General features: G+C 58.9%; 13 protein-coding genes. All 13 read left to right on the top strand.

Annotation, left to right across the window (positions count from 1 at the left end; all coding sequences use genetic code 11):
* Positions 1–59: 59 nt before the first annotated feature.
* Complete coding sequence (locus ACYZT1_RS13685) at positions 60–1,181, top strand: ATP-binding protein (protein ID WP_462015255.1); 1,122 nt, start codon at positions 60–62, stop codon at positions 1,179–1,181.
* A gap of 124 nt (positions 1,182–1,305) precedes the next feature.
* Complete coding sequence (gene ycaC, locus ACYZT1_RS13680; protein WP_462015254.1) at positions 1,306–1,938, top strand: isochorismate family cysteine hydrolase YcaC; 633 nt, start codon at positions 1,306–1,308, stop codon at positions 1,936–1,938.
* 844 nt (positions 1,939–2,782) lie between these two features.
* Entirely contained in the window at positions 2,783–3,316 is a 534-nt protein-coding gene (gene rfaH, locus ACYZT1_RS13675) for a transcription/translation regulatory transformer protein RfaH (RefSeq protein ID WP_462015253.1), read from the top strand.
* Between the two features lie 40 nt (positions 3,317–3,356).
* Entirely contained in the window at positions 3,357–4,517 is a 1,161-nt protein-coding gene (locus ACYZT1_RS13670) for an outer membrane beta-barrel protein (RefSeq protein ID WP_462015252.1), read from the top strand.
* Positions 4,518–4,528: 11 nt separating this feature from the next.
* Entirely contained in the window at positions 4,529–5,062 is a 534-nt protein-coding gene (locus ACYZT1_RS13665) for a polysaccharide biosynthesis/export family protein (protein WP_462015251.1), read from the top strand.
* 2 nt (positions 5,063–5,064) lie between these two features.
* The gene (locus tag ACYZT1_RS13660; RefSeq protein ID WP_462015250.1) at positions 5,065–7,377 is read left to right on the top strand and encodes a GumC family protein; all 2,313 of its coding nucleotides are present in this window, start codon (positions 5,065–5,067) and stop codon (positions 7,375–7,377) included.
* 139 nt (positions 7,378–7,516) lie between these two features.
* Complete coding sequence (locus tag ACYZT1_RS13655) at positions 7,517–8,908, top strand: undecaprenyl-phosphate glucose phosphotransferase (protein WP_462015249.1); 1,392 nt, start codon at positions 7,517–7,519, stop codon at positions 8,906–8,908.
* 22 nt (positions 8,909–8,930) lie between these two features.
* Positions 8,931–10,289 carry a UDP-glucose dehydrogenase family protein gene (locus tag ACYZT1_RS13650; protein ID WP_462015248.1) on the top strand — a complete coding sequence of 453 codons (1,359 nt, stop codon included), beginning with the start codon at positions 8,931–8,933 and terminating at the stop codon, positions 10,287–10,289.
* On the top strand, positions 10,286–10,993 hold the full coding sequence (locus ACYZT1_RS13645) for a WecB/TagA/CpsF family glycosyltransferase (RefSeq protein WP_462015247.1): 708 nt from the start codon (positions 10,286–10,288) through the stop codon (positions 10,991–10,993). Before ACYZT1_RS13650 ends, ACYZT1_RS13645 begins: the two co-directional genes overlap by 4 nt.
* Before the next feature lie 17 nt (positions 10,994–11,010).
* Positions 11,011–12,090, top strand: a complete 1,080-nt coding sequence (locus ACYZT1_RS13640; protein ID WP_462015246.1) for a glycosyltransferase — start codon at positions 11,011–11,013, stop codon at positions 12,088–12,090.
* A complete protein-coding gene (locus tag ACYZT1_RS13635; RefSeq protein ID WP_462015245.1) occupies positions 12,087–13,199 on the top strand; it encodes a glycosyltransferase in 1,113 nt (370 codons plus the stop codon). The genes ACYZT1_RS13640 and ACYZT1_RS13635 overlap by 4 nt, the downstream gene beginning before the upstream one ends.
* On the top strand, positions 13,196–14,524 hold the full coding sequence (locus ACYZT1_RS13630) for an O-antigen ligase family protein (RefSeq protein WP_462015244.1): 1,329 nt from the start codon (positions 13,196–13,198) through the stop codon (positions 14,522–14,524). The genes ACYZT1_RS13635 and ACYZT1_RS13630 overlap by 4 nt, the downstream gene beginning before the upstream one ends.
* Complete coding sequence (locus ACYZT1_RS13625; protein ID WP_462015243.1) at positions 14,518–15,453, top strand: glycosyltransferase family 2 protein; 936 nt, start codon at positions 14,518–14,520, stop codon at positions 15,451–15,453. Before ACYZT1_RS13630 ends, ACYZT1_RS13625 begins: the two co-directional genes overlap by 7 nt.
* Positions 15,454–15,527 lie beyond the last annotated feature (74 nt).

The raw sequence follows: 15,527 nt of genomic DNA, 5'->3' as shown, positions 1-15,527 counted from the left end.
GCTCTACTGAGTCACCGAACCCGCCCGATGCAAGGTTCAACGACCAGGTTTCGACTGCTATGCGTTTATCCGGATTCATCCTCGAAAATATCGAAGCCATTGTTCAGGAATGGGAAAATTTCGCGCGAACCATGCACACCCCTGGCAAACCGCTTGACACCGCGGCGCTGCGCGATCATGCCGAATTGATGCTGCGCACCATTGCGGCGGATCTGCAGACGGACCAGACCGCGCAAGAGCAGGTAGAAAAATCCCAGGGCCATGGCGCATCAGAGGATGAAACCGCGGCCAAGACTCACGCCATTACCCGGTTGATGTCGGGATTCACCATCGATCAGTTGGTGTCGGAGTTTCGCGCATTGCGCGCGAGCGTGATCAGTCACTGGATGACACGGGCACAGGCCGGAACGCCACTGGAGGTCGAAGACATGATCCGCTTCAATGAAGCCATCGATCAGGCCCTGGCTGAGTCCATCAACAGTTACACCGAAGCAGTGCAGGCCTCGCGCAATATCTTCCTTGGCATCCTCGGGCATGACCTGCGCACGCCACTGAGCGCGATACTGTTGGGCGCAGACGTTTTGTTACGCTCGGACGATCTGGGGCCGCGGCCCACCAAAATCGCCTCGCGCATTTACTCCAGTGTGAAGCGTGCCAGCCAGATCGTTGGCGACCTGCTTGATTTCACCCGTTCCCAGGTTGGCCCGGGCATCCCGGTCAAGAAGCAGGAGATTGATCTCAGCCCGATCTGCGAGCGGATTGTCGATGAGTCCAGGACGGTGTACCCGGAGATCAATATTCAGTTGAAATCGGTCAAGCGGGCGACGGGACAATTCGACGGCGACCGTCTTGAGCAGGTGTTTTCCAACTTGATCAATAACGCGGTCCAGCACGGCGATGGGCGTAAACCTGTTAGCGTCAAGCTGGAACTCACCGCCGACACCGTGCTGTTCAGCGTTCACAACAGCGGCAGCACTATCCCGGAAGATGTACTGCCGTTTATTTTCAATCCGATGGGACGCTACTCACCGCAAGCATCGATCGAACATGGACCCTATTCCAGCCTGGGCCTGGGCCTGTTTATTGCCGATCAAATTGTTGGCGCTCATGGCGGCCGTATCGAAGTCACTTCGCAAATCAAATCGGGCACCACATTCGTCGTTGTGCTTCCTTTGGGATAACCGCATGACTGTCCTGCCTGAGTGGACAGTCAAACCGTTTTCAGCGCCTTTATCCCCTTCTCGTCTTTCCTTAATCTGAGCCCATGTTGAACGACGCCCAACCCACTCGATAAAGGATCTCACCATGAGCACATCTACTTACAACCGCCTGAACAAAGACGACGCTGTCGTTCTGATGATCGACCATCAGACCGGTTTGATCTCCCTGGTGCAGGACTTCTCGCCCAACGAGTTCAAGAACAACGTACTGGCCCTGGCCGACGTCGCCAAATTTTTCGAGCTGCCGACTATCCTCACCACCAGTTTTGAACAAGGCCCCAATGGCCCACTGGTTCCAGAGTTGAAAGAAATGTTTCCGGACGCGCCTTACATTGCTCGCCCTGGTCAGATTAACGCCTGGGACAATGAAGACTTCGTCAAGGCGATCAAAGCGACCGGTCGCAAACAGCTGATCATTGCCGGCGTCGTAACTGACGTGTGTGTGACCTTTCCGACACTGTCGGCGCTGGCCGAGGGTTTTGAAGTGTTTGTGGTTACCGATTCCTCCGGCACCTTCAACACCACCGTGCAACAGGCTGCGTGGAACCGCATGACCCAGGCCGGCGCGCAAATGTTGAACTGGTTCTCGGTTGCCTGTGAATTGCAGGGTGACTGGCGCAACGATATTGAAGGTCTGGGCAACCTGCTGTCCCAGCGTATTCCGAACTACCGCAACCTCATGAACAGCTATTCGGCAATGGTTGCGCGCCAGGCGTAATAACGGCTTACCCCCGAGTGTCGGGCGCTGGGTTCCTGTGAAGGACCCGGCGCCTTTTGTGTTGCATTTCAACGCCAACCCGCACCTGGATCTGACGCAGGCATAGCCCCGAAAACCCTTGCAACAACAAACTGGATTCGCTCCTCGATTCGGTGCAAAGTGCCCGAAGTTGGGGAGCGGCACCCGCGAAGTTGCTCTGCCGCCCGGCCCAACACTAGCGCCAGCAACTAACTGACATCAAAATGACTTCATTTTGTGATAGCAGTTGCAAAGACTACCAAACTAGAAAAAGGTTTGATTTCTCCGACAAAGTGTAATCATCCTTACCCATCAGTGACTTACAAATCATCAATTTTGCTATTCGATCAAAGGCATTGTTTTTGACTTGTAGCGTTTGACAGCTCGGCAAGACTGGACGATAACTATATCGGCTCGGAGGATTACCCTTAAGTGTGCAATTAAACTTAGGCGGTGCCGGGTTAGTCGGTTCAGGCACTCAGCTAATTAATCAGGGTCGCAAGTATTGACCGTGCGGTAGCTTTGCCTTGATGAAAGTCGAAAGCAGTTTGATGCCGAATATGAATTTGCATATCGCATTAGGTAATTTCAACACTCGCCTTTTGATAGAGCTAGAGCGTCTGCGCGTTGTGAACAACTTTCTGAAGTACTCGTAAGTGTTCCACTATTGATACATGCAAGTTCCCCACACTATCAATTGACGCTTTATTTCTGACGATTCCGGCCTCCATGGGCCACCTGCCTACTAGCTGCATGATGGCAAGCGCGATGGCGTTGCCAGGCCTGTCGCCTGCTGAACTATCTACGCTATGTATGGAGCTCCCCCATGCAAGAAGATATCGCCCACCCTTCCAAATGGTACCTGTTGCAATGCAAGCCACGGCAAGATGAGCGAGCTCAGATCAACCTGCTTCAACAGAACTACATCACGTTTTGCCCCCAACTGGTCGGTGAACGCTTGCAACGGGGCAAGCCTCAGCGAACGCTGGAACTGCTGTTTCCAGGCTACTTGTTCATTCAGTTGAGCCGCGAAGATAACTGGGGCCCCATCCGTTCCACGCGGGGTATCAGCCGCATTGTCGAATTCAACCATGGACCCGCCACGGTGCCCGATCATGTCATCGAGCATCTGCGCACCCGGTGTGTCAATTCCCTGGAGCCGCATTCCGAGCCCACCCTTGAACCCGGCGACACCCTGCAAATCATCCGCGGCCCGCTGTCGCCACTGGAAGGCGTCTTCCTGTCCATGCTCGGTGCCGAGCGCGTGATGCTGTTATTGCAGTTTCTGAACAGAGAGCAACACGTATGTGTGCCCTTGAGTCACCTTGAACGACAGCCAATGGCAGCTATAAACAAATGACCAATAACTGAAAGCCAAGCTGTTCATCGGGAGCAAACATATGGGTTTGAAGTCCAACTGCCCTCTCATGCTGGTCATGGTCTCCTTTTATCCTGGCGTTGCCTGGAGCCTCGAACCGCAATCGATCGATGTCTACGGGTTCGACTTCACACCCACTTTGTTATTTTCCGAAAGTTACGACGATAACTTCCGCGAGCTGGAGCACGACGCCGAGTCGACGATGGTGACCAAAATCGCCCCCACGTTCGAGCTAAAGGCTGAAGACCGCAATAGCGGCACGCGCCTGATCTGGCAGCCGACGCGCTACATCTATCACGAGGACTCCGATGCCTCGAACACGGCGCAACGTTTGCGAGCAGACAGCGTCATGGAGTTCACGGACCGCCATCGCCTGAAACTGGAAGCCGAAGCGCGCGAGTACGAACGCACCACCTCGACAGCGATCAACGGCATCAACGATGAGATCAGCAGTCAGCGTGTCAGCGGCGTGTACACCTACGGCGCCAAAAGCGCTCTGAATCAGATCGACCTGGGTGCCAGCTTCGATCGCCTGCGCTACGACAATGCCGACGGTATCAACGACGACAAGGAACGTGACACCACCGCGCTGTCCACCACGTGGTACCACCGCCTCGGCAGCAACACCCGCAGTTTGCTCCAGTACGACCACAAGATTTTCGATTACGTCGAGCCCGACAGCCCGCGCAGCAGTAAATCCAATGCCCTCCTGGGGGGCGCCGAGTGGGATGTCACTGCCCGTACCACCGGCAAGGTGCGCGTCGGCTATGAGCGCAAGGAGTTCGATGAGAATGACTCCGGCGACCTCAGTAACCCGACCTGGCAGGTCAACCTGGACTGGAAACCCCGCACCTATTCCAGGTTCACCTTCCTGGCCAGGCAGGCGATGGCCGAGGGCGACGACGGCTCCGACGCCGTAAAGTCGACGTTTACCCAGATCGGCTGGCGTCACGGCTGGACCGAACGCATTACCACCATTGCCGAAGCCGGCAGGGGCAGCTACGAATACGAAGGTCAGGACCGCACCGACGACCTTCAGGATTACAACCTGGCGGTGGCGTACGAGATGCGCCGCTGGCTGGACATCGAGTTGGGTTATCGGCACCGCGACAACGATTCCGATGCCGACGATGAAAGCTTCAAGCGCAACGTCTTCCAGATCAGTTTCAACGTAAGCCTCTAGAGGTTTCCCCCATGAACTCGCGCATTTTCATGCTTGTGCTCGCGCTCTGGCTGCTGCCCAACGCTCAGGCAGCGGAACCCGGCACTCAATACAAACTGGCGGCCGGTGACGTATTGCGCATTATCGTCTTCGGCGAGCCGGAGCTGAGTATGAAAAAGATCCGGCTCAGCGATGCCGGAACCTTTTCCTACCCGTTCCTGGGGGAAATCAACGCCTTGGGCATGACCCCGGGCCAAGTGGAAAAAATCATCGTCGATGGTCTCAAGCAAGGTTATCTGGTCGACCCCAAGGTCAGCCTCAGCCAGGTCGAATACCGCTCGTTCTACATCAACGGCGAGGTGCAGAAACCCGGCAGCTATCCGTTCGTGCCCGGGCTGACCCTGGAAAAAGCCATCGCCCTGGGCGGCGGGCTGACCGAACGCGCCTCGATCAAGCGCGTCACCATCGTGCGTGGCGACGGCGGTCCGACCCTGACCGACGCTGTAACGCGCAGCACTGTCATTGCCCCCGGCGACACCATTTCCATTGCACAAGGCTTTTTCTAATCATGGACAACAGCCCTAGCACCTACATTGAACGCCCTCTTCAACCGCATCTGTATCAGCAGCATGGGGAAGAAAAGGACACCATCGACCTGATGAAACTGTGGCGGGTGATCTGGCGCGCCAAATGGAATATCGGCTGGCTGGTGTTGTTCAGTGTGGTGTTGGCGATCGTGACGGTGTCGATGATCACCCCGCAGTACGTCGGCAGCGCGACCTTGCTGATCAACGAGAAAAATCCGCCGCTGATGTCGTTCCAGCAGGTCAAGGACTCGTCCACCAATTCCACCGATTACCTGCAGACCCAGCAAGCATTGCTGCAATCGCGGGACCTGGCGGAACGAGCCGTGAGAAAGCTCAACCTCACGACCAACCCGATCACCGATCCCCGGCAACAACCGAAGCCGTGGTTCACCCCGCGCAAGTGGCTGGCCGAACTCAACAGCGGACAATGGCTGCCGGGGCTGGCCTTCCTTACGCCGGTGCAGACCACGCCCACGGAACTGGACATCTTCAACCAGGTGACGCAGAACCTGATGCTGCACACCAGCATCAAATTTGTCGGCAAAAGCCAGTTGCTGGAAATCGAAGTGGAACTGCCTGACCCGAAACTGGCCGCCGACGTCGCCAACGCGCTGGCCCAGGGCTTTATTGACAGCCAGCTCGACACCAGCGTGAAGTCCTCGCAAACCACCACAAGCTGGATGAACACCCGCCTGATCGAACTGCGCGACAACCTGCGCCGTGCCGAGAACAAATTGCAGGGCTACCGCGAAGAACAAGGGCTGGTCGATGTCGGCGGCGTCGCCACCATCAGCGCCAACGAACTGGAAATGACCGGCAATCGGATGATCGATGCAAGACGTAATCGCGCCGAAGCCGAGAGCCAGTACCGTCAGGCCAAGTCCCTGAGCAATGGTGACCTCAGCCGGTTGTCGAGTGTGCCGGCGGTGCTGACTAATCCACTGGTTCAGCAATTTCAGGGCGAACTGGCCAAGGCGCAAGCCAAGGTCGAGGAGTTGTCGGGACGCTACGGGCCTAAACACCCGGCCCTCGTTTCGGCACGATCGGAGTTGCGCGCCGCCACCACCAGTCTGCGCCTGCAAGTGCAGCAAGTCATTGCCGGTATCGAGCGCCAATACCAACTGGCGGTGGCCAGCGAGCAGGCCCTGCAAGGTTCGTTCAACACCAACAAGGCGCAGATTCAGGACATTTCGCGCAAAGAATTCCAGCTGCGCGAATTCCAGCGCGAAGTCGACAGCAGCCGCGCCTTGTATGAAACCTTTATCACCCGTTTAAAAGAAACCGCTGCGACCTCGGACATGGATTCCACCAAGGTTCGCATCGTCGACTCGGCCATCGCTCCGCTTGAAGCGAGCAAACCGCGCAAGATGCTGATCGTGGCGATTGCCGCGGTGGTTGCCGCGTTGATCGGCGTGATCCTGGCGTTCCTGTTCGACACCTTGAGCAACACCTTCAAGACTGACGACAGCATCGAGAGCACACTCAATACTCCGCTGCTCAGCGTGGTGCCGCTGGTAATGAAGAAAAGTCGCCGGCAACTGGCGCGCCTGTTTGACGACAACGACCATCCGCGTTTTTCCGAGACCATTCGCAACCTGCGTACCTGGCTGATGCTGCAGAGTAACGAGCAACCGGCGCAAGTGGTGCTGGTCACCTCGACGGTCTCCGGTGAAGGCAAAAGCACCATCGCCAACAACCTGGCCTGCTCGCTGACGCCGCTGGAGCGGGTGTTGCTGATCGACGCTGACTTGCGCCAGCCAACACTGTCGTCGAACTTCGACTTCCCGGCCGACGCGCCAGGGCTGGCCAACGTGATTGCCGGTACCGCACGCCTGGAGGACTGCATCCGCACAGTGGGCAATCTCGACATGTTGCCGGCCGGCAATGTATCGCCCTCCTCGCTCGACATGCTGACCTCCCCGCGCCTGCCGGGGCCTGGCGAGCGCCGCCATGGCTCGCGTCAGCCGCCGCCGCAGGACTTGCTCAGCTCACCGCGGGTGGCGCGCATGTTTGATGCCCTGAAATTGCGCTACCGCCACATCATTATCGATTCGCCGCCGGCCGAAATGGTCAGCGACGCGCTGCTGCTGGCCAAGCATTCGGACGCCGTGATCTATGTGGTCAAGGCTGAAAGCACCCCGGTCAGCCAGGTGCAGAAGGGACTCGCGACGTTGCAGCAGAGCCACGCTCCAGTGTTCGGGATCGTGCTTAACCAGGTCGACCTGCGCAAGGCGCGCAAGTACGGCGATAGCCATTCGGACACATTCTACGATTACGATTATGCCTCCAGGTAACGCTGGTCGCTGCTCACTGCGCTGCACCCTTCGCTGAAAACCGTTTCACCTCAATCGAGCCACATACCAGCGTGCGCGCCACGACGCCGTGAATTCATGGGTCGGCGCGATGCATGCCCCATGTCCAGAGGTTGAGCCGATGACTCCGCAATACACCGCTCAAGTCGCCCATCGCAAAGGCCTGACGTTTTGGGGCCAGTGGCTGTGCGCGCTGACCCTGGTCAACGTGCTGTTGATGGTGCTCGTCTACTGGCGCGTTGGCTATCTGGCCAGTCCCTACCGCGTGCTGATCATTCTCACGGTGCTCGGTTCGGTACCGATCTACGGCGCCATGCAGGTCTACCACAAACGTCACGGTTTGCTGGTCGGGCTGGCTCGCTTGTTGGCCGGCTGGCTGATCCTGCTGGCGGTGCTGATCAGCATCGCGTTCATCACCCAGACCAGTGCGATTTTCTCGCGACAGGTCATCATCGTCTGGGCCATCGCCGGCTACCTGTTGCAAGCCGCCAGTTTCATCCCCCTGCATTGCCTGACCCGGATGCACTCGAGCAAGCGCTGCAACGAGCGCCGCTCGGTGATCCTCGGCACCTGCCCGACCGCCCATGAACTGGCGCGCAAACTGTCGCGACCAAACCGTGCGCGGGTGCTCGGATTTGTCGCCACCGCAGACCATGCCGGCCCCGCGCCGAGCATCCTGCCGCTGCTCGGCTCGGTCGATGACATACGGGAAATCATCGATCGCATGGAGATACGCCGGGTGTATCTGGTGTTGCCGATGGACAAGGCCGCGATCATCGAGGCGTTGTACATCGACCTGCTGGACATGAACGTCGACGTGGTATGGATCCCCGATTTCAGCAGTCTGGTGCTGCTCAATCAGTCGATTTCGGAAATAGAACGGATGCCGGCGTTCTACCTCAATGAAAGCCTGATCAGCTCACATCCCGGCAGTCTGTTCTGCAAAGACCTGCTGGAACGCAGCCTGGCGTTGGTCGCGATCACCGTGCTCAGCCCGCTGCTGCTGGCCGTAGCAGTGGCCATCAAGCTCACCTCCCCCGGCCCGGTGTTGTACAAGCAGAACCGGCATGGCTGCGACGGCGAAGTGATCCGGATCTGGAAGTTTCGCTCGATGCGTGTGCACAAGGACGACGACGTCCGCCAGGCCACCCGCGACGATGATCGCGTCACCCCGCTTGGACGCTTTCTGCGCCGCACCTCCATCGACGAATTGCCGCAGCTGTTCAACGTGCTGTTCGGCGCGATGGCGCTGGTCGGCCCGCGCCCCCACGCAGTCACTCACAACATCTATTACACCGGCAAGGTTCGCGCCTACATGGCCCGGCATCGTCTCAAACCGGGTATCACCGGACTCGCGCAGATCACCGGCCATCGCGGTGAAACCGAAACGCTGGAAAAGATGCAGCAGCGCGTCGCCCAGGACCTCAATTACATCAATCAGTGGTCGCTGTGGCTGGACATCAAAATCCTCGTGAAAACGCCGTTCACTCTTTTTTCCAAAAACATCTACTGACGCCCCAACTTGAGGTTTCACCATGAATGTGAGCGTATTCGGCATCGGTTATGTTGGGCTTGTACAGGGCGCCGCGCTGGCGGAAGTCGGCCACTCGGTAATGTGCGTGGACGTCGACGCCGCCAAGGTCCAGGCGCTGATCGAAGGCACGTTGCCCATTTATGAACCCGGTTTGAAAACCCTCGTTCGCGACAACTACCAGAGCGGCCGACTGAAATTCGGGACTGACATGGCGGCTGCCGTGCGCCACGGCGATGTGCAACTGATCGCCGTCGGCACCCCGCCCGACGAGGACGGTTCGGCAGATCTGCACTACGTTCTCGACGTGGCGCAAACCATTGCGCTGCACATGGACCGTTATCAGGTGATCGTCGACAAGTCCACGGTGCCGGTGGGCACTGGCGATGTGGTTCGCGCGCGCATCGCACAGGTGCTCGCCGAGAACGGGCGCGGCGAGTTGACCTTCGACGTGATTTCCAATCCGGAATTTCTCAAGGAAGGCTGCGCGGTCGACGACTGCATGCGCCCAGACCGCATCATCATCGGCACCGACAGCGCGCACGCCGAAGAAGTCATGCGCGAACTGTACGAGCCATTCAATCGCAACCGCGAAAAAATCATCGTCATGGACATCCGCAGTGCCGAGCTGACCAAGTACGCCGCCAATTGCATGCTCGCCACCAAGATCAGTTTCATGAACGAAATGGCTGCCCTTTCCGAGAAGCTTGGCGCCGACATCGAGATGGTCCGCCACGGCATCGGCTCCGATCCACGCATCGGTTACCAATTCATCTACCCCGGCGTTGGCTACGGGGGCTCGTGTTTTCCCAAGGATGTGAAAGCGTTGATTCACGCCGCGACAGCCGTGGACATCGATGCCCGCGTTCTGAAGGCAGTCGAAGCGCGTAACAACGAACAGAAAACCACGCTGTTCAGCAAGATTTTCGAGCACTTCGGCGGTGCGCTGCAGGGCAAGACGTTTGCGTTGTGGGGGTTGAGCTTCAAGCCCAACACCGACGACATGCGCGAAGCGCCGAGCCGGGTGCTGATGGAAGCGCTGTGGAAAGCCGGGGCCCGCGTTCAGGCCTTCGACCCCAAAGCCATGGAAGAGGCCCAGCGTCTCTATGGCGAGCGCGATGACCTGACGCTGGCGGGTACCAAGGAAGCGGCACTGAAAAATGCCGATGCACTGATCATCGTCACTGAGTGGCAAGCGTTTCGCGCACCGGATTTCGACCTGCTCACTCGCCACCTCAGGCAGCCGCTGATTTTTGACGGACGCAACCTGTTCGATCCGCAACGCCTGGGCAAGCGCGGTTTCACCTATGTGTCCGTCGGCCGGCAGACCTGGCCGGATGTCGCCCAGGGAGGCATGCAATGATCAAGCTGAATGTGATCGAGCAGTACTCGCCGGCGCTGCTGGAAGTCAATCAGGCCTTTTCCTTCGTCAACTTCGCTTCCATCGGCAGCTTCCTCAAGCAGCCCTCGAACGCCGTTGCCTACTTTTGCGACGGCATGTTGATGTCGACCTTCATGTCGCGTGTGACCGGACGAGCCGTGGGCCGGGTCAGTTTTGATTTCACTTCCATTGCCGACCCGGTGTTGCGCAGTGCCGAGGAACAAGGCAAACGGGTTTATTTCGTCGGCGCGCGGCAGAACGAGATGCAATTGTTCATCGAAAAAATTCTGTTGCGCTATCCGGCGTTGCAGATTGCCGGTTATCACAACGGCTATTTCAATGCTCAGCAGGCCGAGGCTATTCACGCCGACATCTGCCGCAGCGAGACGCACATTCTGATCGTCGGCCTGGGCGCCGGGTTGCAGGAGCGGTTTGTCGACAATGCCCTCCAGGCCGGCTTCAGCGGTGTGGCGTTTACCTGCGGCGGTTTCATTCGTCAGGAAGCCATGGCCACGCAGCAGTACTACCCGGCGCTGGTTGACCGCCTGCATCTGCGCGCCTTCTACCGCATGTACCGCGAACCGCACACGATCAAGCGCTACCTGATCGACTACCCGAGCAACTTTTGCCACCTGTTGGCGATGATCGTTCGACGCAAGCTGTCGATCGACATCAGCACACCCTGAACAGCGGGCCATTGACTATGCACATTCTTTTCATTCTCAAAGACTTTGAGCCCGATGGCGGCGTTGAACGGGTACAGCAACGTCTGGCCGAGCAATTTCTGAAGGATGGCCATCGTGTCAGTTTTTTTGTCATCAATGGCGACCCACCCGACGCTGCCGGCGCGACAGCCATCGATGGCGCCGGCAGCGGGGTGATCGGAATGCTCAAGTCCATCGTCCTGTTGCGTCGAACAATCAGCCGCGAAAAGGTCACCCACCTGATCAGCGCCAAGGAACAGGCCAACCTGTGCACCTGGTTCGCCACGCTGGGGCGTTCATGCAAAGTCATATACACCCGCCACACCGCGCTTGATTGCGCCGAGCAGAGAACCGGGGTGACCAGCCTGCGTCTGCTCTACGCGCTTTACCTGTGCGGCGGCGGCAAAGTCGTGACGGTTTCCCAAGGCCTGCGCCACGCTCTGGCCGACTGGATACCCTGGGGCCGCCAACGCATTTCGTATTGCCCAAACGCGGTGGTCACTGAACACCTGCTCAACGCCGCACAGACCCCCGTGCCCGCCAACTTGCCCAGCGAGTTCTGGCTGGGGGTCGGTCGCCTGGTGGAACTCAAGGGCTTTCACCTGATGCTCGACGCTTATGCGCTGGCTTTGAGCCGCGAGCCGCTGCCCGATCTGGTGATCGCTGGCGACGGCCCGCAACGCGGTGCGCTGACCGCACAGGCGCAGCGCCTGGGCATCGCGAACCGGGTGCATTTCACCGGGTTTATGCGCAACCCCTATCCGCTGATCCGCCAGGCCCGGCTGCTGATCCTCAGTTCATCGCACGAAGGGATGCCTACCGTATTGATCGAGGCGCTGGCATTAGGCACCCCGGTGCTGGCGTGCGACTGCGATACCGGCCCGAGGGAGTTGCTTGATCACGGCCGCCTGGGGCAGTTGGTCAAGGTCAACGATGTGCCGGCGCTGGCCGAAGGTCTGCTGCAAAGCCTGGCGATGTCTGACGCGGTCACGCCTGGCGGGCAATCGCTGGCCGAGGCCGTCCGCCCATACACCAGCCACCACGCCGCACAGGCCTATTACCAGGTATGGAACCGATGAAGAAGCTGCTGATCATTCTCCACGACCTCGGCGGTGGCGGCGCAGAAAAAATGATGGCGCGACTGGCCGGTGCATTGGTCGACGCCGGCAACGACGTCACGCTGCTGATGCTCACCGGCGGCGGCCTTAACGTCGCGCTGCTCGATCCCCGGGTCAAACAGGTGGAACTGAACAGCCCGCGCAGCGCCAGTGCGGTCCCGGCGCTGGCAAGGTTTCTGCGGCGCAATCGCTTCGATGCGCAACTGGCCGCCCTCACCCACGTCAATGTAGTGGCCATCGCTGCATCGATGCTGTCCGGCACGCTGCGACGCCTGCACGTCAGCGAACGCAACGCCTTTTCCCACGACAAACACGTCAACCCGGCGATGGCGGTGCGGGCGGCTTATCTGCTGGCGCCGTTGCTGTATCGGCTGATTCCCAACCCGGTCATCTGCGTATCGCGCGGCGTCGCGCAAGACCTGGTCGACACGACGATTGCGCGCAAGCGCGATGTGACGATTGCCGACAATCCGGTGCTGGATAACGATTTCCTTGAAAAACCACCGGGCCTGCCGAGCCATCCCTGGCTGCTGGAAAAAACCACATCGGTGATCGTTGCGTTGGGGCGTCTGGCTCCACAGAAAGGCTTCGATACGCTGATTGCAGCGTTCGCCCGTTTGCCCGATTCAGGCACGCGTCTGATCATTTTTGGCGAAGGCAACCTTCGCGCGCAGTTGCAGGCACAAGCGGCCGCCCTGGGCGTGGCCAGTCGCGTCGATCTGCCGGGCTATACGCGCCAGCCTATGGCGGAAGTGGCGGCGGCCGATTGTTTTGTATTGTCATCTCGCTTCGAAGGCAGTCCCAATGCCCTGGTTGAAGCCTTGGCCACCGGCACGCCCGTGGTGTCGACTCGCTGCCCGCACGGTCCGCAGGACATTCTCGACAACGGTGCGGTCGCGCCGCTGGTGAATGTCGACGATCCGGCCGCGCTGGCGCAGGCCATCGCCGGCGAGCTCGGCGCCACCCGTGATGCGAATCGCCGGGCGCGTATCGCCGCCGCCAATCGCTTCGTCAGCGGCCGCGCAGTGCACACGTATCTGGCGGCGATGCTGGGGGGCGAACGGTCATGAGGAAACTGGAAGTCAGGTACTCCACGCTGCGCGACGCGTTTACGTTGTTCGGCGTGTTGTTCTACATCCAGGTGATTGCTTTTTTCCTCGGGCAAGGCGCTGCCCTGGACGATGCGCAGAGGGACATGGAGGGTAACGTGGTCAATCAGATTGGTGGATTGGTCACTTTGCTGGTACCGCTGTTTTTCTTCATCCGCAACAAGGTCTTCCTCAGCAAAAGCTTTTACCGCAACAACCTTTTTCTATTGCTGTTTCTGGGGTGCGTGGCAGCCTCGATCAGTTGGTCCAGCGACCCGATGCTGAGCTTCAAACGCTTTATCGCGATGGTCAGCGTGGTGTTCTTTGCCGGGTTTGTTGCTTACAACTACAGCATTGAAAAAATTGCTTTCATGATCGGTTCCGTGATCGGTGCTGCCGCGTTGATCGGTCTGATCTTTGCCGTGATCAGGCCGGACATCGCCTTCATCTCGGGCGGTATCCGGGACGGCGCGTTCAAAGGGATTTTTACCGAGAAGAATGCCGGCGCACGAATCAATGCCATTGCGATTCTGTTGCTGCTGCCGATGATTCGTCAGCGCAATGTCATGGCGATTCTGTACGCGAGTTTTTCGCTGGTGGCGATTCTGCTCGCGCAATCGGCCACGGGCATTGCACTGATTGTCACGGGTGCGGCCAGCTACTGGTATTTCCTGACGATGATCCGCCTGCGCATCAACCGCTCGTTGCTGGCGTTCTTCGCCGCGACCGTTGTCTATTTGCTGATCTGCGCCTTCATGTACGGCAATTACACGCTGCTGCTGGAGATGATGGGGCGCGATCCGTCGCTGACCGACCGCACGCTGATCTGGGAATTGCTCACGCCGCTGATCGATAGCAAGTTTCTCAACGGTTACGGCTTCGGCGCGTTCTGGTCGAGCCCGGATGCCGACGTTTTCATCAAGCGCTGGGGCTACATCGGCAATGCGCACAGCGGTTACATGGAAACCTTGCTCAACGGCGGCGCGCTGCAACTGGCGGCGCTGATCCTGTTGTTCGCTGAAGCGCTGATCAAGCAATACCGCGCGGTCACGGCCGATCGATCGGCACAGTTCCGGGCCAGCGCGCTGGTCATCATCGCGCTGTTCATCGTCACCAATTACGTGGCGTACGTGGTGCCCAACTACCGTTCTGCGGAGTTCCTGGTGTTCTGCACGCTTGCCCTGACGTTCCGCCATCACCATGCCAAACGACCGGCCATGGCCGCTCGCTCGCCTGCACCGGATCATGCCGTGCGCTCACAGGCTCTGTCCGTCGGCACCCGGTCCAAGGAGAAAAGCCCATGCTGAACGACGCTTCCTCATCACCCGGTACGGTGTGCGTGGTCATTCCGCTGTACAACGCCGCCGGCAGCATTCAGCAGACGTTGGCATCGCTGAGTCGGCAAACCCGCCTGCCCGATAACGTCATCATCGTCGACGACGGTTCCAGTGATGACGGCCCGCAGATGGTCCGGGACTTTGTGGCGCCGTTCCCTGTAACGTTGCTGCAACAACCCAATGAGGGTCCGGGAAGTGCGCGCAACAAGGGCATTTTCCTGGCTCAGGAAACGTTCATCGCGTTTCTGGATGCCGATGACCAGTGGCATCCGGAAAAACTCGAGAAGCAATTGGCGCTTTATGCCGAGCTGACGCGCACAGGGCATCGGGTCGGTCTGATCGATTGCTATCAGTTGAGCGTGTTCAGCGATGGCAAGGAACAACGGGAAGAGCGGCGCAAGAGTGGCAATCACTTTGCCGATTTCATGCGGGAAAACGTCATCAACGGCACTTCCGGGGTTGTCGTCAGACGCGAGGCGATCCTCACGCTCGGCGGCTTCGATCAGAAGCTGCGATACGCCGAAGACCGCTTGCTGTGGACGCGGATCGCGGAGCATTGGGAAGTTCACACAGTGCCGCAAGTGTTGATCCGGCGCGGTGTCAACGCCAGCAACATCACCGCCCAGCCGCAAAAATATTACCCGCACAAACTCAAGTTCATCGATATGTACCTGGAGCTTTATGGCCCCCGACTGACGCGTCAGCAGCGCATCGATTTCGTGCTGGCCAATCATGCCGACTTCCTCGGCACGTTCTCCCGGCGCGGCGAGCATGCTCTGGTGATCAAGGTCTTTCAGAAAATGCTCAAGCACTCCTGGCAGACGCTGATTTTCTTCAACGGCAAACCGACCCTGCGCTACCTGTATGCGCGGATGAAGATGCTGCGCAAAGCCCCCTGACGAGCCGCCCAACAACGCGAACCCCGACAACGCGCCTCTTGATAACGCGACCCTGTAGCAGCGGGCGGTGCTAC

It is taken from the genome of Pseudomonas sp. PB3P13 (assembly GCF_054897735.1).
The sequence above is the reverse complement of the archived record's forward strand: the minus strand, read 5'-3'. Positions and strand labels throughout refer to the sequence as shown.

What these genes read in the sequence shown, in the direction of transcription:
- ACYZT1_RS13670 (WP_462015252.1), top strand. Translation starts at nt 3,357, where the DNA reads ATGGGTTTGAAGTCCAACTGCCCTCTCATGCTGGTCATGGTCTCCTTT.
- ACYZT1_RS13645 (WP_462015247.1), top strand. Translation starts at nt 10,286, where the DNA reads ATGATCAAGCTGAATGTGATCGAGCAGTACTCGCCGGCGCTGCTGGAA.
- rfaH (WP_462015253.1), top strand. Translation starts at nt 2,783, where the DNA reads ATGCAAGAAGATATCGCCCACCCTTCCAAATGGTACCTGTTGCAATGC.
- ACYZT1_RS13665 (WP_462015251.1), top strand. Translation starts at nt 4,529, where the DNA reads ATGAACTCGCGCATTTTCATGCTTGTGCTCGCGCTCTGGCTGCTGCCC.
- ACYZT1_RS13630 (WP_462015244.1), top strand. Translation starts at nt 13,196, where the DNA reads ATGAGGAAACTGGAAGTCAGGTACTCCACGCTGCGCGACGCGTTTACG.
- ACYZT1_RS13635 (WP_462015245.1), top strand. Translation starts at nt 12,087, where the DNA reads ATGAAGAAGCTGCTGATCATTCTCCACGACCTCGGCGGTGGCGGCGCA.
- ACYZT1_RS13655 (WP_462015249.1), top strand. Translation starts at nt 7,517, where the DNA reads ATGACTCCGCAATACACCGCTCAAGTCGCCCATCGCAAAGGCCTGACG.
- ACYZT1_RS13685 (WP_462015255.1), top strand. Translation starts at nt 60, where the DNA reads ATGCGTTTATCCGGATTCATCCTCGAAAATATCGAAGCCATTGTTCAG.
- ACYZT1_RS13660 (WP_462015250.1), top strand. Translation starts at nt 5,065, where the DNA reads ATGGACAACAGCCCTAGCACCTACATTGAACGCCCTCTTCAACCGCAT.
- ycaC (WP_462015254.1), top strand. Translation starts at nt 1,306, where the DNA reads ATGAGCACATCTACTTACAACCGCCTGAACAAAGACGACGCTGTCGTT.
- ACYZT1_RS13640 (WP_462015246.1), top strand. Translation starts at nt 11,011, where the DNA reads ATGCACATTCTTTTCATTCTCAAAGACTTTGAGCCCGATGGCGGCGTT.
- ACYZT1_RS13625 (WP_462015243.1), top strand. Translation starts at nt 14,518, where the DNA reads ATGCTGAACGACGCTTCCTCATCACCCGGTACGGTGTGCGTGGTCATT.
- ACYZT1_RS13650 (WP_462015248.1), top strand. Translation starts at nt 8,931, where the DNA reads ATGAATGTGAGCGTATTCGGCATCGGTTATGTTGGGCTTGTACAGGGC.